This window comes from Micromonospora sp. NPDC049203, assembly GCF_043197215.1.
Lineage (GTDB): Bacteria > Actinomycetota > Actinomycetes > Mycobacteriales > Micromonosporaceae > Micromonospora.
This window is the reverse complement of record NZ_JBICSV010000008.1, coordinates 1-25,344: the sequence shown is the minus strand read 5'-3', so window position 1 is coordinate 25,344 and position 25,344 is coordinate 1. Positions and strand designations below refer to the sequence as shown.

General features: G+C 74.3%; 20 protein-coding genes. 11 read left to right on the top strand and 9 right to left on the bottom strand.

Annotation, left to right across the window (positions count from 1 at the left end):
- Positions 1–6: 6 nt before the first annotated feature.
- The 3 genes from ACGFIA_RS21435 to ACGFIA_RS21425 form a co-directional block, all read right to left on the bottom strand.
- Positions 7–1,665, bottom strand: a complete 1,659-nt coding sequence (locus ACGFIA_RS21435) for a sodium:solute symporter family protein (protein WP_357386152.1) — start codon at positions 1,663–1,665, stop codon at positions 7–9.
- A 127-nt stretch (positions 1,666–1,792) separates the two neighbouring features.
- A complete protein-coding gene (locus ACGFIA_RS21430; RefSeq protein WP_393261628.1) occupies positions 1,793–2,902 on the bottom strand; it encodes a hypothetical protein in 1,110 nt (369 codons plus the stop codon).
- Positions 2,903–2,914: 12 nt separating this feature from the next.
- Positions 2,915–3,520: a hypothetical protein gene (locus tag ACGFIA_RS21425; protein ID WP_393261625.1), complete on the bottom strand. Its 606-nt coding sequence runs from the start codon at positions 3,518–3,520 to the stop codon at positions 2,915–2,917.
- 305 nt (positions 3,521–3,825) lie between these two features.
- Here ACGFIA_RS21425 and ACGFIA_RS21420 point away from each other — a divergent pair, with 305 nt between their 5' ends.
- From ACGFIA_RS21420 to ACGFIA_RS21390, 7 genes are all read left to right on the top strand, one after another.
- Positions 3,826–6,174 (top strand): nitrate- and nitrite sensing domain-containing protein, encoded by a 2,349-nt coding sequence (locus ACGFIA_RS21420; protein ID WP_357386158.1) that lies wholly within the window; start codon positions 3,826–3,828, stop codon positions 6,172–6,174.
- Complete coding sequence (locus ACGFIA_RS21415; protein ID WP_354871081.1) at positions 6,174–6,596, top strand: roadblock/LC7 domain-containing protein; 423 nt, start codon at positions 6,174–6,176, stop codon at positions 6,594–6,596. The genes ACGFIA_RS21420 and ACGFIA_RS21415 overlap by 1 nt, the downstream gene beginning before the upstream one ends.
- Complete coding sequence (locus tag ACGFIA_RS21410; protein WP_357386162.1) at positions 6,586–6,975, top strand: DUF742 domain-containing protein; 390 nt, start codon at positions 6,586–6,588, stop codon at positions 6,973–6,975. The genes ACGFIA_RS21415 and ACGFIA_RS21410 overlap by 11 nt, the downstream gene beginning before the upstream one ends.
- Positions 6,956–7,558: an ATP/GTP-binding protein gene (locus ACGFIA_RS21405; RefSeq protein ID WP_357386164.1), complete on the top strand. Its 603-nt coding sequence runs from the start codon at positions 6,956–6,958 to the stop codon at positions 7,556–7,558. Before ACGFIA_RS21410 ends, ACGFIA_RS21405 begins: the two co-directional genes overlap by 20 nt.
- Before the next feature lie 105 nt (positions 7,559–7,663).
- Positions 7,664–8,698: a lactonase family protein gene (locus ACGFIA_RS21400; RefSeq protein ID WP_357473557.1), complete on the top strand. Its 1,035-nt coding sequence runs from the start codon at positions 7,664–7,666 to the stop codon at positions 8,696–8,698.
- A 177-nt stretch (positions 8,699–8,875) separates the two neighbouring features.
- Positions 8,876–10,630, top strand: a complete 1,755-nt coding sequence (locus tag ACGFIA_RS21395) for a VWA domain-containing protein (protein WP_357386168.1) — start codon at positions 8,876–8,878, stop codon at positions 10,628–10,630.
- Positions 10,631–10,843: 213 nt separating this feature from the next.
- A complete protein-coding gene (locus ACGFIA_RS21390) occupies positions 10,844–12,325 on the top strand; it encodes a sugar transferase (RefSeq protein ID WP_357473555.1) in 1,482 nt (493 codons plus the stop codon).
- Between the two features lie 9 nt (positions 12,326–12,334).
- Here the strand turns inward: ACGFIA_RS21390 and ACGFIA_RS21385 are convergent, their stop codons facing one another.
- Positions 12,335–13,465, bottom strand: a complete 1,131-nt coding sequence (locus tag ACGFIA_RS21385) for a PP2C family protein-serine/threonine phosphatase (protein ID WP_357473552.1) — start codon at positions 13,463–13,465, stop codon at positions 12,335–12,337.
- A gap of 95 nt (positions 13,466–13,560) precedes the next feature.
- On the opposite strand from ACGFIA_RS21385, the gene ACGFIA_RS21380 reads away from it, so the two are divergent.
- A complete protein-coding gene (locus tag ACGFIA_RS21380) occupies positions 13,561–14,076 on the top strand; it encodes a MarR family transcriptional regulator (protein ID WP_357473549.1) in 516 nt (171 codons plus the stop codon).
- A 1-nt stretch (position 14,077) separates the two neighbouring features.
- Here the strand turns inward: ACGFIA_RS21380 and ACGFIA_RS21375 are convergent, their stop codons facing one another.
- The 3 genes from ACGFIA_RS21375 to ACGFIA_RS21365 form a co-directional block, all read right to left on the bottom strand.
- Entirely contained in the window at positions 14,078–15,085 is a 1,008-nt protein-coding gene (locus ACGFIA_RS21375; RefSeq protein WP_393261618.1) for a B12-binding domain-containing protein, read from the bottom strand.
- Positions 15,082–16,803 carry a PP2C family protein-serine/threonine phosphatase gene (locus tag ACGFIA_RS21370; RefSeq protein ID WP_357473543.1) on the bottom strand — a complete coding sequence of 574 codons (1,722 nt, stop codon included), beginning with the start codon at positions 16,801–16,803 and terminating at the stop codon, positions 15,082–15,084. Before ACGFIA_RS21370 ends, ACGFIA_RS21375 begins: the two co-directional genes overlap by 4 nt.
- A 78-nt stretch (positions 16,804–16,881) precedes the next feature.
- A complete protein-coding gene (locus tag ACGFIA_RS21365; RefSeq protein WP_357473540.1) occupies positions 16,882–18,141 on the bottom strand; it encodes an ROK family protein in 1,260 nt (419 codons plus the stop codon).
- A gap of 53 nt (positions 18,142–18,194) precedes the next feature.
- Between ACGFIA_RS21365 and xylA the strand changes: the two genes are divergently transcribed.
- From xylA to ACGFIA_RS21350, 3 genes are all read left to right on the top strand, one after another.
- On the top strand, positions 18,195–19,382 hold the full coding sequence (gene xylA / locus ACGFIA_RS21360; RefSeq protein ID WP_357473537.1) for a xylose isomerase: 1,188 nt from the start codon (positions 18,195–18,197) through the stop codon (positions 19,380–19,382).
- 11 nt (positions 19,383–19,393) lie between these two features.
- On the top strand, positions 19,394–20,830 hold the full coding sequence (gene xylB, locus ACGFIA_RS21355) for a xylulokinase (RefSeq protein ID WP_393261613.1): 1,437 nt from the start codon (positions 19,394–19,396) through the stop codon (positions 20,828–20,830).
- A gap of 109 nt (positions 20,831–20,939) precedes the next feature.
- A complete protein-coding gene (locus ACGFIA_RS21350) occupies positions 20,940–22,373 on the top strand; it encodes an MFS transporter (RefSeq protein WP_393261610.1) in 1,434 nt (477 codons plus the stop codon).
- A gap of 45 nt (positions 22,374–22,418) precedes the next feature.
- Here the strand turns inward: ACGFIA_RS21350 and ACGFIA_RS21345 are convergent, their stop codons facing one another.
- Positions 22,419–24,062, bottom strand: coding sequence for a glycoside hydrolase family 13 protein (locus ACGFIA_RS21345; RefSeq protein WP_357386368.1), 1,644 nt, complete (start codon positions 24,060–24,062; stop codon positions 22,419–22,421).
- A 41-nt stretch (positions 24,063–24,103) separates the two neighbouring features.
- Positions 24,104–25,174 carry a LacI family DNA-binding transcriptional regulator gene (locus tag ACGFIA_RS21340; RefSeq protein WP_357386187.1) on the bottom strand — a complete coding sequence of 357 codons (1,071 nt, stop codon included), beginning with the start codon at positions 25,172–25,174 and terminating at the stop codon, positions 24,104–24,106.
- Positions 25,175–25,344: the final 170 nt, after the last annotated feature.

Genomic DNA, 25,344 nt, shown 5'->3' with positions numbered 1-25,344 from the left:
CCCTCCTTAGAAGACCGGGATGTAGAACAGGGCGGCGAGGATCACGGCGACGACGCCGAGCAGCACCGGGGAGCGGTACCAGGCGGCGTCGCCGGCCAGCGAGTCGTCGGCGAGCGTGGTGTCGCTGAGGCCGTACACGAGCCCGGTCAGCTCCTGGTCGGCCTTCGGCCGGGTCAGCGGCGTGACGATCGCGGCCACCACCGCGACGGTGGCGAAGGCCAGGCCCGCGCCCCAGAAGCTCTCCTCCAGGTCGGAGTTGAAGCTGATCACGCCGCCCTTGTAGAGCAGGTACGTGGCGGTGGCGACGACGGTGCCGGACAGCAGCGACCAGAAGCCGGCCAGCGGCGTCATCCGCCGCCAGAACATGCCGATGATGAACGTGCCGAACAGCGGGGCGTTGAAGACCGAGAACAGCGCCTGGATGTAGTTCATGATGTTGCTGAACCCGGCCGCGATGAAGGCGGTGCCGATGCCGATCACGACCGCGCCGACGGTGGCGAGGCGGCCCACCTTCACGTAGTGCTCGTCCGGCTCGTCCCGCCGGAAGTACGCCTGCCAGATGTCGTACGTGAAGACGGTGTTGAACCCGCTGACGTTCGCGGCCATGCCGGCCATGAACGAGGCGACCAGGCCGGTGACCGCGATGCCGAGCACGCCGTTGGGCAGCAGGTCGCGCATGAGCAGCGGGATCGCGTTGTTGTAGACCAGGTCGCCCTCGTCGGCACCCAGCCCCTTGACAGTGACCAGGGCGATCAGGCCGGGGATCACGGTGACGGCCGGGATGAGCAGCTTCGGGTACGCGGCGATGATCGGCGTACGCCGGGCGGCGCTCATGTTCCGGGCGGACAGGGCGCGCTGCACCTCGGCGAAGTTGGTGGTCCAGTAGCCGAAGGAGAGCACGAAGCCGAGGCCGAACACGATGCCCAGCCAGTGCGCGCCGAGCGGGTTGGCGGTGCTGCCGGTGCCCTCCCAGGCGTGCAGCCCGGCCTCGCCGAGCCGGGAGTCGCGGACCGCGTCCATCAGGCCGCTGACGCCGCCGACCTTGACCAGGCCGATCACCGTGATCGGCACCAGGCCGGCGACGATCACGAAGAACTGGAGCACCTCGTTGTAGATCGCGCCGGAGAGCCCGCCGATGGTGATGTACGCCAGCACGATCACCGCGCCGACGATGATCGCGAACCAGAGCGGCCAGCCGAGCAGCGCCTGCATGATCAGGGCCAGCGCGTAGAGGTTCACGCCCGCGATGAGCACCTGCGCGACCGCGAAGCTGATCGCGTTGAGCAGGTGGGTGGGGCGGTTGAAGCGCAGCCGCAGGTACTCGGGGACGCTGCGGACCTTCGAGCCGTAGTAGAACGGCATCATCACGATGCCGAGGAAGACCATCGCCGGCACGGCGCCGATCCAGTAGTAGTGCACTGTCATGATGCCGTACTGGGCGCCGTTGGCGGCCATGCCGATGATCTCCAGCGCGCCCAGGTTCGCCGAGACGAACGCCAGCCCGGTGACCCAGGCGGGCAGCGAGCGGCCGGAGAGGAAGAAGTCCACGCTGGTGCGGATCGCGCGCCGGGCGGCGAAACCGACGCCGAGCACCGTGACGAAATAGAGCGCCAGGATCAGATAGTCCAGCGCGTTCATGTTCAACCGCAGGCCGCCGCCGCCCATGCCCGTGCTCCCCTCGTGCGCACCGCTGCCCGCACGTACCCCGATTGCGAGGTTTCATACCCGCTGTTCGGTCCGGACATGCGCGAAGCCCCGGCCGGGTCACCGGCCGGGGCTTCGCGGTGATGGGTCAGCGGCCCAGCACGCGGTCCAGGAAGTCGCGGTAGCCACGCACGGCCATCCGGAGCTGCTCGGTGTCCGTCGAGCCGGACTCCTGCCAGGTGCCGAGCCGGGTGCGCTGCTCACGCAGGGCCGTGGAGAGCGCCTCGATCGCCTCCTCGACGAGTGACTCCGCCTCGCCGACCGCCGCGCGCGGGTCGTCCACGAAGCGCAGTTGCACGTCGCGCCAGCGGTCCCGGAAGCCCTGGGCGGCCTCCGGGGCGAACAGCGTCGCCGCGTCGGCCGGTACCGCGCCGGGCGTGGGCCGCTCCGCGCCGCCCAGGGCCGCGCCGGCGGCACCGGCCGCTGCCGCGGTGGTGGTGTCCACCCGGTCGTGCTGCCGGTCGGCGTCGCCGGATCCGGCGGGCACGGGCTCGGCGTCCGGGTCGACCAGGCCCGGCTCGGCGCTGCCGTACCCGACCGCGCCGTCGGCGACCGCGTCGTCCCGGACGACGCCGTCCACCGTGCGGTCGTCCCGGACCGCGTGGTCCCCGGTGCGGTCCTCCCGGCCGTCGCCGTCCACGTCGTGGTCGGTGGCGCCGGAGTGCTCGGCGTCCCAGCGGTCGCGGTCGTGCAGGCGGTCCCCGGCGGTCGGGTCGGCCCGCTCGTCGTCCAGCGGGTCGGTCTGACCGGGTGCGCCGTCGCCCGGTGCTGCCGTGTCCTCGTCGCGCGCGTCGCGCTCGTCCTGCGGACGACCGCCGGCCAGGGCCGAGGCGGCGACCGCGTCGCCCACGGTCGCCGCGCCGAACGCCGTCGGCAGCGGCGCCGGGTCGTGGTACGGGGCGCGCCCGTCGTCGGTCCGGTCGGCCGCGTCGCGCAGCTCCCCGGCGTCGTAGGCGCGGGTCTCGTCGACCTCGGCGTCGTGCCGCTCGTCGACGTCCGTGTCGCTCCGCTCGGTGGCGACCGCCGGGTCGTCGAAGGTGCCCCGGTCGTCCAGCGCGTCCTCGGGCACGTCGGCCCGGTCGGTGTCGCGGCGGTCGGCGTCGGCGTGGGCGTGCTCGCCCGGCTGCGGGACCGGCACCGGTGCGGACCGGACGGCCTCGGGGTGGTCCTGCGTGACCTGCTGTTCCTCCTGGCGCATGGGGCGGCCTCCTCAGCGGCTCGGGACGTCGTGGTCGTGGTCGTGGTCGGGGTGGCGCTGCTCCGGCTGCTGCGTGGAGGTGGGCACCGGGTCCTCGCCGAGCAGGTCGGCGAAGAGGGCCCGGTAGTGCACCAGCGCCTGCCGGAGGTCCTCGGTGCCTGCCTCACCGCGCTCGTTGCGCTGCCGGATCTCGTGGGCGTCGCGGTAGTGGGTGAGGGTGCGGGCGTGCTCGACGGAGAGGTGGGCGATCTGGTCCGAGAAGTCCCCGGTGGGGTATCCGCGCTCGGCGATCAGACGGCTGACCAGCTCGTCGGCCTCGCCGACGGTCTCCGCGGGGGAGTCGACGAAGCGCACCTGGAGTTCCTCCCAGGCAGCGGCGTAACGGGCCCGGGACTCCGGGCTCAGTGGGGTCAGCTCCAGCTCGGCGTGCCGGCGCTCCCGTTCCCGCAGCTCGCGCTCGGCGGCGCTGCGGCTGTCCTGCTCGGCGACGGCCCGGTCGTACTCGGGGCCGAAGCGCTCCCGGAGCGCCCGGCGGCGGCTGGCGACCACGGCGACCGCGACGAGCGCGGCGATGACGGCGATGACGATGACTATGACGACTACCTGGGTGGACGACATGGCTCCTCCTTCGCACGCTGGTATTCCCTCGTGCGGGTGATCGCCAATCCCGTTGTGCGGCACTTTCCGCCCCGGGCCGGAAAAAGGTGCGGTGTCGCGACCGCCCGTCCGGTGCCGGGCCGGTGTCCGACTGCGCCCGTCGTGCCCGTCTCGGACCGTAGTGAGAGCCGAGACGGCCGGTAGTGCATCCGCCCCGGATTACGTATCCTGCCCAAGGCGTCCGGGCCGGGGCCCGGCGTCGTGGCCGGCGAACGTGACGGCCGCTGCCGGCGCCACCGAGCGACACCTTCCCGGGCGAGGTCTGATTGAACACCCGTGACTGGCCGATCCGCGCCAAGCTGACCGCGCTGGTCATCGGCCCGGTGACCGGGCTGCTGGCCTTGTGGATCTTCGCCACCACGCTCACCTTCGGGCCCGCGCTCGACCTGCTCTCCGCGCGTACCCTCCTCTACGACCTGGGCCGTCCGGGCGAGACCGTGGTGGCGGAGCTGCAACGGGAACGGCGGCTGTCGGTGGTCCAGCTCGCCGGTGACAGCGCCCTCCCCGAGCTGGTCGAACAGCGGGTACGCACCGACGACGCGATCGTCGAGCTGCGCCGCAAGGTCGACGGCGAGGACCTGCGCGACGTCGCCGACGCCCAGCTCGACAACCGGCTCGACCACCTGGTCTCGGCGCTCGACGCGCTGCCCGCGGGGCGCTCGTTCATCGACGACCGGACGGTGGACCGGGCCGGCGCCGTCGGCCTCTACAGCGGGATGATCGGCTCGGCGTTCCAGGCGTTCGGCGCGATGGCGGCGCTGCCCGACGCGCAGCTCAACCGGGAGGCCACGGCGCTCACCTCGCTGGGCCGTTCCCGGGAGCTGCTCGGACAGGCCGACGCGCTGCTGGCCGGCGCCGTCACCGCCGGACGGTACGGCGACGGCGAGCACGAGCAACTGGTGCGTACGATCGAGAACCAGCGCTTCCTGGCCGAGATCGCGGTGGCCGAGCTGCCGTCCGGGGAGCGGGCCGCGTACCAGCGGATGATCGAGGGCGCCGGGTTCGGCAGGCTGCGCGCGCTCCAGGACAGCCTGATCCGCTCGCCGGCGCTGCCCGCCCGGTTCGACATGCGGGCGTGGGACACCAGTCACGCCGAGGTGTGGCAGAGCCTGCGCGACTTCGAGCTGGGTGGCGCGGACGGGCTCGCCGAACGCTCGGTGCCGATGGCCACCCGGATCCTCGTCCAGCTCGCCCTCGCCGGGGTGCTGGGCCTGATCGCGATCGTGGTGTGCGTGCTGGTGGCGTGGCGGGTCGGCCGGTCGCTGGCACAGCGGCTGACCGGCGTACGCGCCGCCGCGACCGAGGTGGCCGAACGCCGGCTGCCCGACGTCGTGGCGCGGCTGCGCCGGGGCGAGGAGGTCGACGTGGCCCGGGAGGCGCCCGAGCTGGACCACGGCGGCGACGAGATCGGCCAGGTGGCACGCGCGTTCAACGAGGTGCGCCGGACCGCTGTCCGCGCCGCCGTCGACGAGGTGACGCTGCGCCGCGGCTTCAACGAGGTGATCCTCAACCTCGCCCGGCGCAGCCAGGGACTGGTGCACCGGCAGCTGGCGCTGCTGGACCGGCTGGAACGGCGTACCGAGGACCCGGACGAGCTGGCCGGGCTGTTCCAGGTCGACCACCTGGCGACGCGGCTGCGGCGGCACGCCGAGGACCTGGTCATCCTGGCCGGGGCCGCGCCCGGACGAGGCTGGCGGCGGCCGGTCGCCGCTGTCGACGTGATGCGCGGCGCGATCTCCGAGGTCGAGGCGTACGACCGGGTCGACGTGGGTGAGGTGGCGACGGCCGGGGTGCTGGGCCGGGCCGTCGGCGACGTGATCCACCTGCTCGCCGAGCTGATCGAGAACGCCACCGCGTTCTCCCCGCCCGGCACCCGGGTGGACGTCACCGGCCGGAGCGTCCCGGGCGGCTACACCATCGAGATCACCGACCGGGGACTGGGCATGTCCGCCCCGGCCCTGGCCGAGGCCAACCGCAAGCTGGCCGAGCCGCCGGAGTTCGACCCGTCCGGCAGCGCCCGGCTGGGGCTGTTCGTGGTGGCACGCCTGGCCGCCAGGCACGGCGTACGGGTGGAGCTGCGGCCGTCCCGCCCGGCCGGGATCGTCGCCGCGGTGTTCGTACCGTCGGCACTGATCACCGACGAGCCGCCGGTGGGCGCGGACGCCTCCGCCGGGCCGGAACGGCGGCGCCTGGCCAAGGTGACCCGGCTGACCACTGTGCCCCGGCCGGGCCGTCCGGGCCGTTCCGGCCGGGACCGGTCGGAGAGCACAGTGGTGTCGTTGCAGTCGGCGCGCGCCTCGACGGTGGAGCCACCCGCCGACGACGACGGCCTGCCCCGCCGGATCCGGCGGCGCGGCGCGACGGCGCGGCCCCGCGCCGCGGTCGCCGACACCCCGGCCCACCGCACCCCGGAGGAGGCCCGCCGGGCCATGTCCGCGTTGCAGGCCGGCACCGCGCGCGGACGCCGGGACGGCTCGCGCGGCGCCGGGACCAGCCCGGCCACCCCCAGCACCGAGACGCGCGACACCGGTACGCCGTCCACCACCGTGGGGCCGCCTGTGGAGCCCGCCCCGCCGGCGCCGGACCAACGAACCGCGACTGAGAGGGACGCCTAGTGGTGCACACGACGCGGCAGAACGCCGATCTCGACTGGCTGCTCGACGACCTGGTGGAGCGTGTCCCCGCCGCCCGCCAGGCGGTGGTGCTCTCGGCGGACGGGCTCCTGCTCGGCGCCTCCACCGACCAGGACCGCACCGACGCGGAACACCTGTGCGCGCTGGCGTCCGGCTTCTCCGGCCTGGCCAAGGGCGCCACCCGGCACCTGGGCGGCGGCGCGGTCCGTCAGACAGTGGTGGAGATGGAGTCGGCCTACCTGTTCGTGACCGCCGCCGGGCAGGGTGCCTGCCTGGCGGTGGCCAGCGACGCCGACGCCGACATCGGCCTGGTGGCGTACGAGATGGCGATGCTCGTCATCCGGGTCGGGGAGAACCTGGCCGCGCCGAGCCGGGCGGCGGGGGAGCGGGCCGATGCGCGCTGAGTCGCCCGGGCCGCAGCACGAGTGGCTGGACTCCGACGCCGGCCCGGTGGTGCGCCCGTACACGCTCACCGGGGGGCGTGTGCGCCCGCCGGTCGACGGCTTCGACCTGTTGGCGTTCGTGCTCGCCACCCCCGGCGCGGACCCGGCCGGGCGGCCCGGTCTCCAGCCGGAGCACCGCCGCCTGACCGAGCTGGCCCGGCGGCCGAAGGCCGTGGCCGACCTCGCCGCCGACCTGGACCTCGCCGTGGGTGTGGTCCGGGTGCTGCTCGGCGACCTTCTCGCCCAGGGGCTCGTCGCGGTGCACCGGCCACCGGCCACCGCGTACCTGCCCGACGACAACATCCTCAAGGCGGTGGTCAGTGGACTCCGTGCGCTTTGACCGGGAGCCGGAGGCGCCGCGAGTGCCGCTGGCTTTGAAGATCCTCATCGCCGGTGGCTTCGGCGCCGGTAAGACGACGCTGGTGAGCGCGTTGAGTGAGGTCCGGCCGTTGCAGACCGAGGAGGTCCTGACCGGGGCGGGGCTCGGCACCGACGACGTGTCCGGGGTCGAGCAGAAGTCGACCACGACCGTGGCGATGGACTTCGGCCGGATCACCATCAACGACGACCTCCAGGTCTATCTGTTCGGCACCCCGGGGCAGGACCGGTTCTGGTTCCTCTGGGACGAGCTGGCGTTCGGCGCGCTCGGCGCGGTGGTGCTCGCCGACACCCGTCGGCTGGCCGACTGCTTCCCCTCGATCGACTACTTCGAGCAGCGGGGCATCCCGTTCGTGGTGGGCGTCAACTGCTTCGAGGGTTCCCGCCGGTTCGGGCTGGAGGCGGTCCGCGACGCCCTGGACCTGGACCCGGACGTCCCGCTGGTGCTCTGCGACGCCCGGGACCGGCAGTCCGGCAAGCTGGTGCTGATCTCGCTCGTCGAGCACGTGGCGCGGCAGCGCGGCGAGCCGGTGCCGGTGGGCTGAGCGGCCCGCCGCGAATCCCGCCGGCGGTCACGGGACTGATCGGCCGCCGGAACGGGAAGCCTCTGGTTGGATCTGCGGAGACAGGACCGACGGAAGGTGGGAGCGGTGACCGGGCAGGACGAGATCGTCCACATCGGCGGCTACACGGCGCAGACGGGCGGGCGGGCCGAGGGCGTCGTGGCGGCCCGGCGGGACCGGGCGACCGGGGAACTGACCCCGCTGGGTGTCGTGGCTGTCACCCCGTCGCCGTCGTTCCTGGTGCGGCATCCGGCGCTGCCGGTGCTGTACGGGTGCAACGAGCTGCCGGACGGGCTGGTGAGCGCGTTCCGGGTGGCCCCGGACGGCGACCTCACGCCGCTGGGCGTACGCGAGACGGGTGGCGCGGAGCCGTGCCACCTGGCGGTCGCCCCGGACGGGCGGCACCTGTTCGTGGCGAACTACGGCGGCGGCAGCGTCGCGGTGTTCGGCCTGGACGCCGACGGCGTGCCCGGGGAGCGCACCGATCTGGTCCGGCACTCCGGCCACGGCGCCGACCCGCAGCGGCAGGAGCAGGCGCACTGCCACATGGTCTCGCCGGACCCGGCCGGCGACGGCCTGCTCGCCGTCGACCTGGGCACCGACTCCGTCTACCGGTACGACCTCGACGCCGCCACCGGCCGGCTGGCCGAGCGGGAGCCCCGGGTGCGGACGGCGCCCGGCACCGGGCCCCGGCACCTGGCCCGGCACCCGGACGGGCGGCGCTGCTGGCTGGTCGGTGAGCTGGACGCCACTGTCACCGCGTACGAGCTGACGCCGGACGGGCCGCGGCAGCGCACCCGGGTCGACGCCAGCGGCCGGACCGGGCACGTGCAGCCCTCCGAGGTGGCCGTCGGGCCGGGCGGGCGTTTCCTCTACGTGGGCAACCGAGGTGTGGGCACCGTCGCGGTCTTCGCGCTCGACGGCGCCGCGCCGGAGCTGGTGGCCGAGGTGGACACCGGCGGCGAGTGGCCCCGGCACTTCGCGTTCGCCGGGGAGCACCTGTACGTGGCCGACGAGCGGGCCGACATGATCAGGATCTTCCGTGTCGATCCGGACGGCGGGGTGCCCGAGCCGGTGGGGGAGCCGGTGCCGGTGGCCAGCCCGACATGCGTCCTGCCGTGACCGGACGGTCACGCAAAGGTGGTCCGAAGTGGACTGACTTCACCTTAAATAACTGACCAGTAACTTACCGTATGAGTTAGCTGATCAACTGTTTCTGCTGCGTAACTTTCGTCCGAACGGTTGTGGTGGTAACCCCACGAGGTACGCAAGATGGTCACCGTGTCTGGCCGCCATCGCATGCGTTCTCACCTCCGCGGAGCAGGTGCCGCCGCCGTGGCGGCCGCCCTGGTCGCCGTCGTAGCCGGCTCCTGGTTCGGCTACCAGCAGCTGGCCGGCCCGAACTGTTCGGGCCGGATCGAGCTGTCGGTGGCGACCGCCCCGGAGATCGCCCCCGCGGTGCGTGCCGCCGCCGACCAGTGGGTCTCCGACGGCGCGGCGGTGGGCGGCACCTGCATCGCGGTGAACGTCTCCTCCGCCGAGTCGGTCGAGGTGGCCGCCGCCGTGGCGAGCAAGCACGGCGCCACGCTCGCCGGTGTCGGGCAGGCCAGCGGCACCGCCGTCACCCCTGACGTCTGGGTGCCGGACTCCTCGACCTGGCTGGTGCGGCTCAAGAGTGGCGGGGCCAGCGCGTTCGCGCCGATGAACGGCGCCTCGATCGCGCGCAGCCCGGTCGTGGTGGCGCTGCCCGAGCCGGTGGCCTCGCGCATAGGGTGGCCGGACAAGCAGCTCCGCTGGTCCGACCTGCTGACCCAGGTCACCGCCAGCAAGCCGCTGCGCGCCGGGATCGTCGAGCCGACCCAGGACGCGGCCGGCCTGTCCGGTCTGCTGTCGCTGACCGCGGCGGCCAGCTCCACCGGCGAGTCCGGCTCGCCGAAGGCGCAGGAGGCGATGGTCGGCGCGCTGCGGGCGCTGGCCACCAACCGTTCCTCGCTGCGGCAGGACCTCCTCGCACGGTTCCCGCGCTCGTCGGACCCGACGGCGATCGCCAACGCCCTCGGCGCGGCGGCGTTGTCCGAGGAGGACGTGATCGCCTACAACAGCACCAAGCCGCCGATCCGGCTGGCCGCGCTGTACCTGGAGCCGCCGCCGATCTCGCTGGACTACCCGTTCGCGGTGCTGCCCGGCATCGAGCCGACCAAGGCGTCCGCCGCCAAGGTGCTGTTCGAGGTGCTGCGTACCCCGGGGTTCAAGGACCGGCTGGCCTCCCAGGCGCTGCGCGCGCCGGACGGCAACTGGGGGCGGGGTTTCCAGGCGCCGACCGGCGCGCCGAGCCCGGCCAACGGCGGCGCGCGCCAGGTGCCGCCGTCGGGTCAGGGCGGCGCGGCCGACCTCGACCCCGGCGCCATCTCGACCGCCACCACGACCTGGTCGGTGGCCACCCAGTCGGGCCGGATGCTCTGCGTCATCGACGTCTCCGGTTCGATGAAGAAGCCGGTCGCGACCGCGAACGGCGCCAGCCGGGAGCAGGTCACGGTGGCCGCCGCGAGCCAGGGACTCGGCTTGTTCGACGATTCCTGGTCGATCGGCCTCTGGACGTTCTCCACCAACCTGGAGGGCTCGCAGGACTGGAGCGAGCTGGTCGGGATAAAGCCGTTGTCCAGCAACCGGGGGGCGTTGCAGCGTGGCCTGGCCTCGATCAAGCCCTCCAACGGCAACACCGGCCTGTACGACACCATGCTCGCGGCGTACAAGAAGGTGCAGCAGGACTGGGAGCCGGGCAAGGTCAACTCGATCGTGCTGTTCACCGACGGCAAGAACGAGGACGACAACGGCATCTCGCAGAAGGCGCTGCTGGACCAGTTGACCAAGCTGCAGGACGACGAGCAGCCGGTGCAGGTCATCATCATCGGCATCGGCACCGAGGTGAACCGGGCCGAGCTGGAGTCGATCACCAAGGTCACCGGCGGCGGCGCCTTCGTCACCACCGACCCCAGCAAGATCGGCGAGATCTTCCTCCGGGCGATCGCGCTCCGCCCGCCCGCCCCCCGCTGACCTGAAGCTCAGCGCTAGTCTTCCGCCGTACCGGATTTCCGGTACGGCGGAAGACTTCCCGGTCAAGACCCGGGATGAGAACTGACGGTAATGCGTCCGAATCAATCGGTAACCATAATTGTCCAGGCATGATGACCGGGTGCCTCGACCGCGCGGGCTCCACATCGGAGCCGGGCGGGGACGAGGCGGTCCTGAGCGAAGTGGGGAGGGCCGGTGACCTCGGCGACGCTGTTGACCCCTGCCACGTCGTCGCGACCCGGTGGTGAACGCCCGGGCAAGACGACGCGGGCTGCGGAGCGGGCCTACATCCGGGTCCTGGTGGTGCTGGACACCGCCGTGCTCGCCGTGGCCATCCTGGTGGGCTACCTGGCCCGGTTCGGCGACGAGGAGCCGACCGGGTCCGAGATCCCGTACGTGGTGGTCGCCCCGGTGCTCCTGCTGGTGTGGCTCGTCTCGCTCAAGGCGATGCGGTGCTACGACGACCAGGTGCTCGGCTACGGCGCCGACGAGTACCGCCGGGTCAGCGCGGCCAGCATGCGACTCGCCGGCGGCATCGCCATCGCCGGCTACATCGCCGACGTCGGCGTCTCCCGGGGCTTCCTGGCCATCTCCTTCGCGGTCGGCACGGTCGGCCTGGAGGTGGCCCGGTTCGCGGCCCGCAAGCGGCTGCACCGGGCCCGCGACCGGGGCGCCGGCTGGTCCCGCAAGGTGCTCGTGGTGGGCGACACCGCGCACGTGCTGGAGCTGGTGCACACGCTGCGCCGGGAACCGTACGCCGGCTACCAGGTGGTCGGCGCGTGCATCCCGGACGCGCTGCTCGCCCCGGTGCCGCAGCGGCTGGGCGACGTGCCGGTGGTCGGCAGCTTCCGGGGCATCCCGGAGGCGGCCACCGCGATCGGCGCCGACACCGTCGCGGTCACCGCCTCCGGCGAGCTGACCGCGACCCGGCTGCGCCGCCTGGGCTGGCAACTGGAGGGCACCGGCGTCGACCTGGTGGTGGCGCCGGCGCTCACCGACGTGGCCGGTCCCCGCATCCACACCCGTCCGGTCGCCGGCCTGCCGCTGATCCACGTCGAGGCGCCGGAGTTCCGCGGCACCCGCAAGCTCGTCAAGGGCTTCGTCGACCGGTCGATCTCGCTGATCGCCCTGCTCATCCTGGCGCCGCTGCTGGTGGTGATAGCGCTCGCCATCAAGATCGACAGCCGTGGCCCGGTGCTGTTCCGCCAGACCCGCGTCGGCCAGGGCGGCGAGGAGTTCGGCGTCTTCAAGTTCCGCACCATGGTGGTGAACGCCGACGCCCTGCTCGCCGAGCTGGCCGCGCGCAACGAGACCGACGGCCTGATGTTCAAGATGCGCGACGACCCGCGCGTCACCCGGGTCGGCCGGCTGCTACGCAAGTGGTCGCTGGACGAGCTGCCCCAGCTCGCAAACGTGCTGCTCGGCCAGATGAGCCTTGTCGGTCCGCGCCCGCCGCTGCCCTCCGAGGTGGCCCGCTACGACGGTGACGTGGCACGCCGGCTGCTGGTCAAGCCCGGCATGACCGGCCTCTGGCAGGTCAGCGGCCGGTCGGACCTGAGCTGGGAGGACGGCATCCGGCTCGACCTGTACTACGTGGAGAACTGGTCGCTGGCCGCCGACCTGACCATCCTCTGGAAGACGTTCGGCGCGGTGCTCAACAGCCGCGGCGCGTACTGAGAGGGCCGGTCAGGGCTGCGGCCCCAGCCAGTCCAGGCAGACCACCACCGCGTCGTCCACCAGGTCACCGGCGACGAAGGCCCGCAGGTCGCCGATCAGCGACCGGACCGCGTCCAGCGGCTCCATCGGCCCGGTCCGGCGCAGGAACCGGTCCAGCGCCGCCTCGCCGTAGCGCACCTGCTCGGTGGTGGCGTCGATGACGCCGTCACTGACCACGAAGAGCCGGTCGCCGCGCTCCAGCCGGAAGCGCTGCGGCCGGTAGTCGGTGCCCTCGAACATGCCGAGCGGGAACTGGTTGTCCAGCTCCTGCTCGGTCACCTCGCCGCCCCGCAGGCGCAGCAGCCGGGGCGAACCGGCGTCGACCACAGTCATCTCGCCGGTGGCCAGGTCCAGCTCCACCAGGAGCACGGAGACGTGCTGTTCACCCCGGTGCTGGGCGTAGATGGCCTGGTCGGCCAGCGCGGCCTGGTCGGCCAGGTCCAGCCCGGCCCGGCGCGCGTTGCGCAACGCGTACGTGGCCAGCGAGGCGAGCAGTGCGGCGGCCACCCCCTCGCCGTAGCCGTTCAGCACCGCCAGCCAGAGCCGGTGACCGTCGTCGGACCAGTCGAAGCTGTCCCCGCGCACCGCGTACGCCGGCTCCAACTGCCCGGCCAGGCTGAACGACGGCCGGATCCGGCTGCGCCCGGGCAGCAGCTCCCACTGCATCTCGGCGGCCAGTGTCAGACGCCGGCTGCGCCGGGCCGTGCGGTAGATGTCGGTCGTCGCCATGACCGCGCTCAGCTCGTGGCCGAGCACCGTGGCGATGGTGCCCAGCTCCCGGCGGGCGTGCGGGTCGGCGGGCACCGGCGACACCTGGAGCACGCCCCGGCGTTCGCCGCGCATGCCCACCGGGAACCAGCCGACGCCGTCGGCGAACACCGGCTCCTGGTGGTCGAAGGCCCGCCAGGCCGGGTGACCCGGCCCGGTGAGCGACGGTCCGTCGTCCAGCGGCAGCAGCTCGGCGAGCCGGTAGTCGACTTGGTAGAGCGCGGTGCGGGTGACGCCGTACGTACGCGCCAGCTCGGCGGCGAGGCGGTCCACGATGAGATCCGTCGGTGCCTCGGTCAGGGCCCGGCGCGCGTGGCCCTCCGCTCCGCTCATCTTTGCTCCTTTGCACAGGTCGCCGGGCAGGTCCGGGGAGTAGTCTCGGGCCCACCATGACCGAAGAGCGCGGTCCCCGGGGACCTGAAACGAGTATGTCCGCCGCCCTGGACGAGGCGGCAGGCACCTTGCTCGCCGTCTGGGAGGCGGCCCGGGAACGCACCACCAGCCGGCTGTCGAGTGCCCAACTACGCGCGATCATGGTCGTCGAGCAGTATGACGGCATCAACCTCCGCCGGCTCGCCACGCTCACCGACATGTTGCTCTCCTCCGCCAGCCGGCTGTGCGACCGGCTGGTCGCGGCCGGGATGCTGGAACGCGAGCCGGGCCGCTACGACCGGCGGGAGATCTCCCTGCACCTCACGCCCGCCGCCATCCGGCTCCTCGCCGAGCTGCGCGCCGACCGGCGGCACCGGCTGGAGCGGATCCTGGCGGGGATGAGCCCGGAGGGCCGGCTCGCGCTGGTGCGCGGCATGCGCGAGTTCGACGAGGTGGGCCGGCGCGGGGAGGCCACGGTGGCGGACGGCTGGCCGATGCTGCAACCCTCCGGGGAACGGATCGGCGACCCGGGCCGGCCGTCCGGCGAGCCACCCGTCGCCCGTACCGCCTGACTCAGCCGGCGCGGGCGGAACCGCCCGGCGTGCCCTCGCGGGCGGCCCGCAACCGCGCCGCCACCCGGGGATGCTCGGTCAGCGCCCGTTCCAGCGTGTCGAGCACCTCGTCCAGCAGCGCCCCGCCGCCCCGGGACGTGAGCGCCTCCTCCTGCCACCCGACGAAGTCGCGCAGCAGCCGGTCGTCGTCCACCCGTACCGCCGCGATCAGCGCGTCCACCAGGTGCGCGATGCCGGCGGCGACGTCCTCGGCGGTCTCCTGTGGTGGGTTCACAGTGGACAGGGCGAGCCGGACCAGCTTACGCCGCCGGTGCAGCACCGCCACGTACGAGTCGTCGGGCGGGGGCGGCGGCGCACCGGTGTCCGCGGCCGAGCGTGGCCGGTCCAGCAGCGTGACCGCGTCCCGCGCGCTGGCGCCCCAGGCCGCCGCGCCGATCGTGGTGGCCCAGCGGCCCTCCGGACCGAAGCCGGGGCCACCGGCGAGCACCGGCACCCCGGCCGCGCGGCTGGCCTCCACCATCCGTGCCGCCCGGACCAGCCGGTTCGGCTGCACGCAGCTCAGCAGCACCGCGTCCGGGCCGGTCTGGTGCAGGTAGGTGACCAGGTGCCGGGCCGGCACGCTGGCACCGAGGAACGTCACCCGCCAGCCAGCCGCCCGGACCACCTCGGCGACGATGCGGGCGGCCAGCGCGTGCCACTCGCCCTCGACGCAGGCCATCACGACGTGCCCGCGTCGCGGTGCGCCGATCGTCGCGCTCACCGCGTCCACCACCTGCTCGCTGACGTGGGTGGCGGCGTGTTCCTGGGCGACGCTCCACGACCCGGCCAGCCAGCGCCGGCCGATCTCCCGCTGCGCCACCGCGACCAGGTCGACCAGGACGTCCGCGACCGAGAAGCCGTCGGCCAGCAGGCCGCGCGCCAGTGCCACCGCACCGGCCCGGTCGGCGGCGTCCAGATGATCGAGGTACGCGGTGAGCGCCTCCGGCCCGATCCGGCGCTCGGCGCTCACCCGGCCGCCACGGCCAGCATGGCGATGTCGTCGTGCGGTTGCCCGTCCAGCCACTCGTCGACGAGCTGGAGCACTCGCTCGACGAGCGCGGCGGGCGGAAGCCCGGCACCGGTGGCGAGGGCCTGCCGCAACCGGGCGTCGCCGAACATGGCCGGCTCGGTCGGGCCGCCACGGGCCTCGGTCACCCCGTCGGTGTACGCCAGCAGCAGGTCGCCCGGCGCCAGCCGTACCTCGGTGCCGGCGAACCGGGCATCGGTGAGCGCGCCCACCGGCATGCCGCCCACCCGGACCGTCTCGACCTCGCCGCCGACACGGACGACGAGCGGTGAGGGGTGCCCGCCACCTGCGAGCCGGACCAGCAGCCCGCCGTCGGGTTCGCGGCGCAGCGCGCCGAGCAGGAGCGTGGTGAACTGGGCCCGGCGGGCCGCGTCGGGGGCGTCCAGCAGCGCCCGGTTGAGCAGCTCCAGCAGCTCCCGGGGGCGCTGCTCGACCAGGCGCAGGGTCTGCAACGACTGCCGCACCCGTCCGGTCAGCACCGCCGCGCCGACGCCCTTGCCGCAGACGTCGCCGAGCGCGAACAGGCCGCCCTCGCCGGTGGGGAACAGGTCGTAGAAGTCGCCGCCGATGCGCAGGCTGTCACCGGCGGCGCGATAACCACCGGCGAGCGTCATCCCGGGCAGGCGGGGCAGCTCCGGCGGGAGCAGGCTGTTCTGCAGCACCCGGGCCAGGTGGGCCTGCTCGCCGTACAGCTCGGCGGCGGCCAGCGCGGCGCCGGCCCGGCCGGCGAACTCCCGGGCCAGGGCGATCTCACGCTTGTCGAAACCGGCCCGCTCCGGGCGGCGGGCCAGCACCAGCGCGCCGGCCGGACCACCGGCGCTGGGCATCGGGCTGATCAGCACGGTGCCGGGGCGGCCGAACCCGGCGGGCAGCACCTCGGCCAGGTCGGCCAGTTCGGCGTCCAGCCAGGGACTCGGTTCGGTGAGGTCGCCTTCGAGCGCCTCGACCAGGCCGGGCACGGACTCCACGGTGGGCCAGCCGGCCAGGCCGGTGACCGGGCCGGGGTCGCCGGTGGCGTACCGGATCCAGTGGGGTTGGTCCTCGGCGGGCGGCGGCGGGCGGTGCACCACCACGGCGGCGTCGGCCAGGTAGGGCACCGGCAGCGTCACCGCGGTACGCAGCGTCTGCTCCCGGTGCAGGGACAGCCCGAGCCGGCTGCCCGCCTCGGCGAGGAACGCGGTGCGGGACCGTTCGGCGAGCAGCGCGTCGGTGCGCGCGTGTTCCTCGGTGACGTCGCGGACGTACCAGGCGTTGCGGTCGTCGGCCAGGGGGCGCCGCAGGCCGCGCAGCCGCCGGCCGTGGTGTTCGGTCTCGAACGCGTCCGACCCGGCGACCGCCGCGTCGGCCAGGGCCGGCACCCGGCACGCGGCCAGGTCGACGCCGGGCGTCACCTCGGGGAGCAGGTCGGTGGCCATCGCGTTGACGAGCGTGACCACGCCGGCGTGGTCGATAGTCACGACCGCCTCGGCGAGCCCGTCCAGCAGCTCCCGGGCCAGACGGCCGTCAGCCGGGAGCGCGGCCTCGGCAAGCCGCCGGGGCCGTCTCCGCGGGGTGTGTCCGCCGCCGCTGACCGGCCCCGCGACACCGCCCCGGCGCGCGGCGGTCACCTCCGGTGGCCGGGCGCTTCGGTCGGTCGACCCCTGCGCATGCTGTCGGTGCACCCCTCGCTCGTGGACACGTTGCCTGGCGGCAAGCGTACCGAGCGCGGGCACGGAATGCCCGTCCAGGATCATCCGAGGTCAGGCGGCCCGTGCCAGCCATCCCACCGGCCGGTCGACGATCCGGCGCACCACCGAGCCGGCCCCGCCGACCGCCGCCGACTGCGCCCCGAGCACGGCCGGGCGTACCGTCACCGGCGCCCAGGCGGCGGTGAGCACCCGCCGGGAGACCTCCGCCTCCACCGGCGGCCGCAGCCAGGGCGCGAGCCGGGCATATCCGCCCCCGAGCACCACGGTGTCCAGATCCAGCAGGTTCACCACGCCCGCCACCGCGATTCCGAGGGCGGCGCCGGCGTCGGTCAGGGCGGTCAGCGTGGCCGCGTCGCCGGCCCCGGCCAGGTCGGCGAGCCGGGCGGCGGCGGTGTCGGCAGGCAGTTCCGCGCCGGGCAGCCCGGCGGCGGCCAGGATCGCCTCCTGGCCCGCGTACCGCTCCAGGCAACCCTGGCCACCGCAGCGGCACGGGCGCCCCTGCGGCTGCACCGGGAAGTGACCGATCTCTCCGCTCCAGCCGCGTGCGCCCCGGTAGAGCGAGCCGTCGAGCACGATGCCGGCGCCGATGCCGATCTCGCCGGTGACGTGCAGGAAGCTGCGCGGGCCGGCCGGGCCGGCATACAGCTCGCCGAGCGCCGCCAGGTTGGCCTCGTTGTCGACCACCAGCGGCGGCACGCCGTCGACCGGCTCGGCCAGCGGGTGCCCGGCGAGCAGCGCCGGCACGTCCACGTCCCGCCAGCCCAGGTTCGGCGCGAGCCGGACCAGGCCGCCGTCGCCCACCAGGCCCGGCACGGCGAGCGCCGCGCCGGCCAGGGTCAACCCGTCGCGTACGGCGGCGGCGCGCGCCTCGGCGGCCAGCGCGGCGAGCCGGGCGAGCGCGTCAGCGGGGGAGACCGGGCGCAGGTCGGCGCGGCGGACCAGGTGGTGCCGGACGGCGCCGGTCAGGTCGACGACGCAGGCCGCCAGGTAGTCGACGTTCACCTCCAGGCCGAGCCCGGCCGGGCCGTCGGAGGCGAGCACCAGGCCCCGGGCCGGGCGGCCCGCCCCGGTACGCGGCTCCGGCTCCGCCTCGGCGACCAGCCGGCCCGCGATGAGGTCGTCCACGACTGCGGAGACGGTCGCCCGGGTCAGGCCGGTGTCGGCGGCGATCCCGGCGCGCGAGGGCGGTCGATCGGCGGCGGCGATCCGCCGGAGCACCACCGCGAGGTTCAACTCGCGCAGGCTGCCCTGCCGGACCGCCCCGGCGGTGCTGGTGCTTGTCACCTCTTGACACTGCCACATCGCCGCCATTTAATTCAACCGCTGAACAAATCGCGGAAGACGCCACCACCTGGAGGTCTGCCATGGCACCCCGCCCCACCCCCGCGGACAAGTTCTCCTTCGGCCTCTGGACGGTGGGCTGGCCCGCCCGTGACCCGTTCGGCGACGCCACCCGGCCCGAGCTGGACGCCGTCGAGGCGGTGCACCGGCTCGCCGAGCTGGGCGCGTACGGCATCACCTTCCACGACGACGACCTGGTCCCGTTCGGCGCGGACGCGGCCACCCGCGACGCCCGGCTGAGCCGCTTCCGCAAGGCGCTCGACGAGACCGGCCTGGTCGTGCCGATGGTCACCACCAACCTGTTCAACCACCCGGTGTTCAAGGACGGCGGCTTCACCAGCAACGACCGCGACGTACGCCGGTACGCGCTGCGCAAGGTGCTGCGCAACATCGACCTGGCCGCCGAGATGGGCGCGAAGACCTTCGTCATGTGGGGCGGCCGGGAGGGCGCCGAGTACGACGTCGCGAAGGACGTCCAGGCCGCGCTGGACCGCTACCGCGAGGCCGTCGACCTGCTCTGCGAGTACGTCGTCGACAACGGCTACGACCTGCGCTTCGCCCTGGAGCCCAAGCCGAACGAGCCGCGTGGCGACATCCTGCTGCCCACCGTCGGCCACGCGCTCGGCTTCATCTCCACCCTGGCCCGCCCGGAGATGGTCGGGCTCAACCCGGAGGTCGGCCACGAGCAGATGGCCGGGCTGAACTTCGCCCACGGCATCGCCCAGGCGCTCTGGCAGGGCAAGCTGTTCCACATCGACCTCAACGGCCAGCGCGGCATCAAGTACGACCAGGACCTCGTCTTCGGCCACGGCGACCTGCTCAACGCGTTCGCCCTGGTCGACCTGCTGGAGCACGGCGGCCCGAACGGCGGCCCGGCCTACGACGGCCCGCGTCACTTCGACTACAAGCCGTCCCGCACCGAGGACATGACCGGCGTGTGGGCCTCCGCCGAGGCGAACATGCGCACGTACCTGCTGCTCAAGGAGCGGGCCGCGGCCTTCCGCGCCGACCCGGAGGTGATCGAGGCGCTCGCCACCGCCCGGGTGGCCGAGCTGGCCACCCCGACGCTCAACCCCGGCGAGGGCTACCGCGAGCTGCTGGCCGACCGGACCGCGTTCGAGGAGTTCGACCCGGAGGCCACCGGGGCGAAGGGCTTCGGCTTCGTCCGGCTCAACCAGCTCGCCGTCGAGCACGTGCTCGGCGCGCGCTGAGGCGGGCCGCCATGCCGCTCGTCGCGGGGGTCGACTCGTCGACCCAGTCCTGCAAGGTGGTCGTCCGGGACGCGGAGACCGGCGCGCTGGTCCGGCAGGGCCGCGCGCCGCACCCGCCCGGCACCGAGGTCGACCCGTACGCCTGGTGGGAGGCCCTGCGGGCGGCGGTGGCCGAGGCCGGCGGCCTGGCCGACGTGGCAGCCGTCTCGGTCGGCGGCCAGCAGCACGGCATGGTCTGCCTGGACACCTCCGGTGAGGTGGTCCGACCTGCGCTGCTGTGGAACGACACCCGGTCCGCCGACGCGGCCCGGGACCTGGTCGAGGAGGCCGGCGGCGGGGAGACCGGCCGCCGGTTCTGGGCCGAGGCGACCGGCGCGGTGCCGGTGGCCAGCTTCACCGCGACGAAGCTGCGCTGGCTGGCCCGGCACGAGCCGGACAACGCCGACCGGGTCGCCGCCGTCTGCCTGCCGCACGACTGGCTCACCTGGCGGCTCGCCGGCGCTCAGGGCCTGGACGCGCTGCGCACCGACCGGGGCGACGCCAGCGGCACCGGCTACTGGTCGCCGCGCACCGGCGAGTACCGGCTGGACCTGCTGGAACGGGCGTTCGGCCGCCGCCCGGAGGTGCCGGTCGTGCTCGGCCCGGCCGAGGTGGCCGGGCACCTGGACCCGGCGGTGCTCGGCGACGGCGCGGCCGGTCCGTCCGGAGGCGGCGGCCCGGTGCTCCTCGGCCCCGGCACCGGGGACAACGCCGCCGCGGCGCTCGGCGCCGGCGCCGGACCGGGCGACGTGGTCGTCTCGATCGGCACCTCCGGCACCGTCTTCGCGGTGGCCGACACCCCGGCCGCCGACTCCAGCGGCGCGGTGGCCGGGTTCGCCGACGCCACCGGCCGGTTCCTGCCGCTGGTGTGCACGCTCAACGCGGCCCGGGTGCTGGACGCCACCGCGACCCTGCTCGGCGTCGACCTCGACACGCTCGGCGAGCTGGCCCTGTCCGCCCCGCCCGGCGCGGACGGGCTGGTGCTGGTGCCGTACCTGGAGGGGGAGCGGACGCCGGACCGGCCGCACGCCACCGGCGAGCTGAAGGGCCTGACGCTGCGCACGTCGACCCCGGCGCACCTGGCCCGGGCCGCGGTCGAAGGCATGCTCTGCGGGCTGGCCGACGGCCTGGACGCGCTGATCGCGCAGGGTGCCCGCGCCGACCGGATCATCCTGGTCGGCGGCGGCGCCCGGTCCGCCGCGGTACGCCGGATCGCGCCGCAGGTCTTCGGCCGCCCGGTGGTGGTGCCGCCGCCGGGCGAGTACGTGGCGGACGGCGCGGCCCGGCAGGCCGCCTGGGTGGCGCTGGGTGGCGACACCCCGCCCGCCTGGTCGATCGGCGACACCGAGGAGTACACGGGTGAGGCGGTCCCCGCCATCCGCGAGCGCTACGCCCACGCCCGGGGGTAAGGAAGGGCCCCTTCTTAACGCCTGCGGTAGAGGAGGGGCCCCTTCTTAACACGCGCGCCGGCCGGGGGCGGTGTCCCGGATCCGGCCCGCACCTGATTGGCTGCCCTGCATGAAGGGCACCAGGATCTCCCGGCGCGGGAACACGGCACACCGGTTCTACAGCGTCGTGGTCTTCGTGGTGCTCGCCTCGCTGGACAACGTGGCGATCGGCCTGGTGCCCCCGCTGTACGGGCCGATCTCCACCGCCCTCGACGTGCCCCAGCGGATGCTCGGCCTGGTCACCGCCGTCAGCTTCCTGGTCAGCGCGGTGGCGGCGGTGGGCTGGGCGTACGTCGGCGACCGCACCAACCGCAAGCCGCTGCTCATGGTCGGCACGCTGCTCTGGGCCGCCGGCACCGGGGGCAGCGCGCTCGCCGGAGGGTACGCGACATTCCTGGCCGCGCAGTTCGTCGGCGCTGTCGGCCTGGGCGCGGTGGGGTCTGTCGGTTTCTCGGTGGTCACCGACCTGATCTCGCCGCGCCGTCGCGGCCTGGTGATGAGTTTCTGGGGGCTGTCTCAGGGCGTCGGCACGCTGGCCGGGACGCTGCTCGGCGGCCTGCTCGGCGCGACCGACTGGCGGCGGCCGTTCCTGCTGCTGACCGGCGTGGGCCTGGCCGCCACGGTGGCGTACCTGTTCACCTACGACATCCGGCGCGGGCAGAGCGAACCGGAGCTGGCCGGGGCGATCGACGCCGGGAACGAGTACGACTACCGGATCAGCCGCGCCGACCTGCCCCGGATCCTGGGCCGCCGGACCAACCGCTGGCTGATCCTGCAGGGGCTGACCGCGCAGGCCGCGTTCGGCTCGCTGGTCTGGCTGCCGGTGCTGTTCAGCCAGCGGGCCGAGGCGCAGGGCTACTCGCCCGCGACGGCAGTGGTGGTGGGCAGCGTCTTCGCCACCCTGTTCCAGCTCGGCGGCGTGCTGTCCATCGTGGGTGGCCTGGTGGGCGACGCGCTGCAACGGCGTACGCCCAGTGGCCGGGCCATGGTCGCGGCCGTGGGCATCCTCGCGGCGCTGCCGTTCTACCTGGTCCTGTTCTTCGTGCCGATCCGGATCGACGTGCCGGACGGCGCCGGTGCCGGCGCGGTGGTGACGGCCGTGCTCGCCAGCGTGCTGACCGAGCCGTCGGTGGGGCTGAGCCTGCTCACCGCGGTGGTGGCGCTGGCGCTGACGTCGGCGAACTCGCCGAACTGGTTCGCGTTGATCGCCGACGTCAACCCGCCCGAGCACCGGGGCACCGTCTACAGCCTGGGCAACCTGGTGAACGGCGTCGGCCGGGCGGCCGGCAACGGGCTGGTCGGGGTGGCGTTCGCCGGGCTGCGGGCGGCCTTCCCGCCGCCGCTGAACTACGCCGTCGGGCTGGCCGCGTTCCAGCTCTTCTTCATCCCGACCGGGATCATGTACTGGCTGGCCGCGCGTACCTCGCCCCGGGACATCGCGCAGGTGCACGACCTGCTGCACGCCCGCGCCGAACGCTTGGAAGGAGGAAGGGCCCCTCGTTAACAAGGGGCCCTTCCTCTACCGCAGGCGTTAATAAGGGGCCCTTCCTTACACCCGGAACCAGACCGTCACGTCGGTCGGCACCACGTCGCCGTCCAGCGGCGCGCTCGACACCAGCACCTCGGCGCCGGCCGGCAACGGCGCCGCGTCCGCGCCGAAGTTGGTGAGCACAGTGACGTCGCCGTTCGTGAACGTGAGCACCTCGTCGCCGGAGGACAGGAACCGCAGCGGTCCCCGGGCCAGCGCGTGCTCGCGGCGCAGCCGCAGCGCGGTCCGGTACAGCTCGTACGTCGAGCCGGGCACGCCGCGCTGCCGGTCCAGCGCGTACTCGGCCCACACGGGCGGCTGGGGCAGCCAGCTCGCGTCGGTCGGCCCGAAGCCGTACGACGGGGCGTCGGCCTCCCACGGGATCGGCACCCGGCAGCCGTCCCGGCCGCGCTCGGTGTGCCCGCTGCGCTTCCAGGTCGGGTCCTGCCGGGCCTCGTCGGGCAGCGTGGTGTGCTCCGGCAGCCCCAGCTCCTCACCCTGGTAGAGGTAGGCGGAACCGGGCAGCGCGAGCATCAGCAGGCTGGCCGCGCGGGCCCGGCGCAGGCCCAGCGCGGCGTCCGGCTGCGGGTCGTCCACGCCGACGCCGTTGGCCCGGCCGCCGCCGCTGCCGAGGCCGAGCCGGGAGGCGTGCCGGACCACGTCGTGGTTGGACAGCACCCAGGTGGTGGGAGCGCCGACCGAGTCGGTGGCCTCCAGCGAACGGGTGATCACCGCGTACTGGGCCGGTGCGGTCCAGGCGGCCATCAGGTACTCGAAGTTGAACGCCTGGTGCATCTCGTCCGGGCGCACGTACCGGGCCAGCCGCTCGGCCGGCTCCACCCACGCCTCGGCGACGAGGATCCGCTCACCGGGGTACGAGTCGAGCACCCGCCGCCACTCCCGGTAGATCTCGTGCACGCCGTCCTGGTCCCACATGGGCGGGCGCGGCTTGTCCACCTCGCTGCCGGAGAGGATCTCCTGCGGCTCCTGCCAGTCGGCCAGGTCGGCCTGCTTGATCAGGCCGTGCGCCACGTCCACCCGGAAGCCGTCCACGCCCCGGTCCAGCCAGAAGCGCAGCACGTCGAGGAACTCGGCGCGCACCTCCGGGTTGTCCCAGTTGAGGTCGGGCTGGCCCGCGTCGAACAGGTGCAGGTACCACTGTCCGTCGGGCAGCCGCGTCCAGGCGGGGCCGCCGAACACGCTCACCCAGTCGTTCGGCGGCTCGGCGCCGTCCGGGCCCTTGCCGTCGCGGATCACGTAGCGCTGCCGTTCCGGGCTGCCCGGCGCGGCGGCGACGGCCTCGGTGAACCAGCGGTGCGCGGAGGAGGTGTGGTTGGGCACCAGGTCGACGATCACCCGCAGCCCGCGGGACTTCGCCTCGGCGATCAGCTTGTCGGCGTCGGCGAGCGTGCCGAACAGCGGGTCGACGTCGCGGTAGTCGGACACGTCGTACCCGGCGTCGGCCTGCGGAGACGGGTAGAACGGGGACAGCCAGACCGCGTCGACTCCCAGCTCGGCGAGGTGGTCGAGCCGGGACGTGATGCCCGGCAGGTCGCCGATCCCGTCGCCGTCGGAGTCGGCGAACGAGCGCGGGTAGACCTGGTAGATGACCGCCTCGGTCCACCAGCCGGTGCCCGGGGCCTGCTGCGTCGCGTCGGTGTTCAGCGCCTTACTCCTGTCTGGGTGGTGCGGGACGAGCGAGTTATTCAGTGTGCCCGGGGCGGCGCCGTCGATTCGCGCACCACCAGGCGAGTGGGCAGGATCACCGGGGGCGGCGTCCCGTCGCCCGTGTCGGCGCCGCGCGGCGTGGGCACCAGGCCGGGGTACGGCTCGGTGACCCGCACCCCCAGCGGGTCGAGCAGGATGCGGGCGGCGAGCACTCCCTGGTCGGCGGCGGGCTGGGCGATGGTGCTCAGGCCGAGCACGCCGGCCACGTCGTGGTCGTCGATGCCCATCACGCTCACGTCCTGCGGCACCCGAAGCCCGGCGTCGCGCAGCGCGGTGATCGCACCCATCGCCATCTCGTCGCAGGCGGCGAAGATGGCAGTCGGCGGCTCGCCCCGGGCCAGCAGCTCCGCCGTGGCCCGGGCGCCCCCGTCGATGGTGAACCGGGACTCGACGTCGAGGCTCGGGTCGGGTCGCAGCCCGGCGGCCCGCAGCGCCTCCTGGTAGCCGCGCCGCCGGTCCAGGTGGGTGGTGAAGGCCAGTTCGTCGTCCGGGTCGCCGGAGATGTGCGCGATCCTGGTGTGGCCGAGGTCGAGCAGGTGGCGGGTGGCGGTCCGGGCGGCGGCCACGTCGTCGATCCGGACACAGGGCCACCCGGGCACCTGGCCGCCGGAGCTGATCGTCACGCCCGGCAGGCCCAGCTTCGTCAGCGTGTGCACGTCGGCCGCCCGCAGCGGCGTGGCGACCAGGATGATCGCGTCCACGCGTTTGTGCAGGCTGGCCGTGCGCAGCACCCGCTGGCGGGTCCGTTCCCGGCCGCCGAGGTTGTAGAGCAGCAGGTCGTAGCCGCTGTCCTGGAGGAACTCCTCGACCGCCTCGACCACGGTGCCGAAGAACCATCTGGTGATCCGGGGCACCACCACCGCCACCGTGCCGGTCCGGCCACCGGCCAGCCGGCTCGCGCTGGGCGACACCGCGTACTGGAGCTGTTCGGCGGCGGCGAGCACCCGGCGGCGGGTCGCGGCCGAGACCGTCGGCAGGCCGCGCAGCGCCCGGGAGACGGTGGCCGTGGACACCCCGGCCAGTCGGGCGACGTCGTCAATCCTGGTCATCCTGGACTCCCCGCACTGACCCGGTCCCGGGGGGGGGGGGGGGGGGGGGGGGGGGGGGGGGGGGCGCCGGGCGGGGCGGGGGGGGGGGCCCCCCCCCCCCCGCCCCCGCCCCGGGGGGGGCGCGGCGCGGCCGGGGGGGGGGCGCGCGCGGGGGGGGGGGGGGGGGCGGG

What these genes read in the sequence shown, in the direction of transcription:
- xylA (WP_357473537.1), top strand. Translation starts at nt 18,195, where the DNA reads ATGGCACCCCGCCCCACCCCCGCGGACAAGTTCTCCTTCGGCCTCTGG.
- xylB (WP_393261613.1), top strand. Translation starts at nt 19,394, where the DNA reads ATGCCGCTCGTCGCGGGGGTCGACTCGTCGACCCAGTCCTGCAAGGTG.
- ACGFIA_RS21340 (WP_357386187.1), bottom strand. Translation starts at nt 25,174, where the DNA reads ATGACCAGGATTGACGACGTCGCCCGACTGGCCGGGGTGTCCACGGCC.
- ACGFIA_RS21435 (WP_357386152.1), bottom strand. Translation starts at nt 1,665, where the DNA reads ATGGGCGGCGGCGGCCTGCGGTTGAACATGAACGCGCTGGACTATCTG.
- ACGFIA_RS21425 (WP_393261625.1), bottom strand. Translation starts at nt 3,520, where the DNA reads ATGTCGTCCACCCAGGTAGTCGTCATAGTCATCGTCATCGCCGTCATC.
- ACGFIA_RS21385 (WP_357473552.1), bottom strand. Translation starts at nt 13,465, where the DNA reads ATGAGCGGAGCGGAGGGCCACGCGCGCCGGGCCCTGACCGAGGCACCG.
- ACGFIA_RS21365 (WP_357473540.1), bottom strand. Translation starts at nt 18,141, where the DNA reads ATGGCGGCGATGTGGCAGTGTCAAGAGGTGACAAGCACCAGCACCGCC.
- ACGFIA_RS21430 (WP_393261628.1), bottom strand. Translation starts at nt 2,902, where the DNA reads ATGCGCCAGGAGGAACAGCAGGTCACGCAGGACCACCCCGAGGCCGTC.
- ACGFIA_RS21350 (WP_393261610.1), top strand. Translation starts at nt 20,940, where the DNA reads ATGAAGGGCACCAGGATCTCCCGGCGCGGGAACACGGCACACCGGTTC.
- ACGFIA_RS21410 (WP_357386162.1), top strand. Translation starts at nt 6,586, where the DNA reads ATGCGCGCTGAGTCGCCCGGGCCGCAGCACGAGTGGCTGGACTCCGAC.
- ACGFIA_RS21395 (WP_357386168.1), top strand. Translation starts at nt 8,876, where the DNA reads ATGCGTTCTCACCTCCGCGGAGCAGGTGCCGCCGCCGTGGCGGCCGCC.
- ACGFIA_RS21380 (WP_357473549.1), top strand. Translation starts at nt 13,561, where the DNA reads ATGTCCGCCGCCCTGGACGAGGCGGCAGGCACCTTGCTCGCCGTCTGG.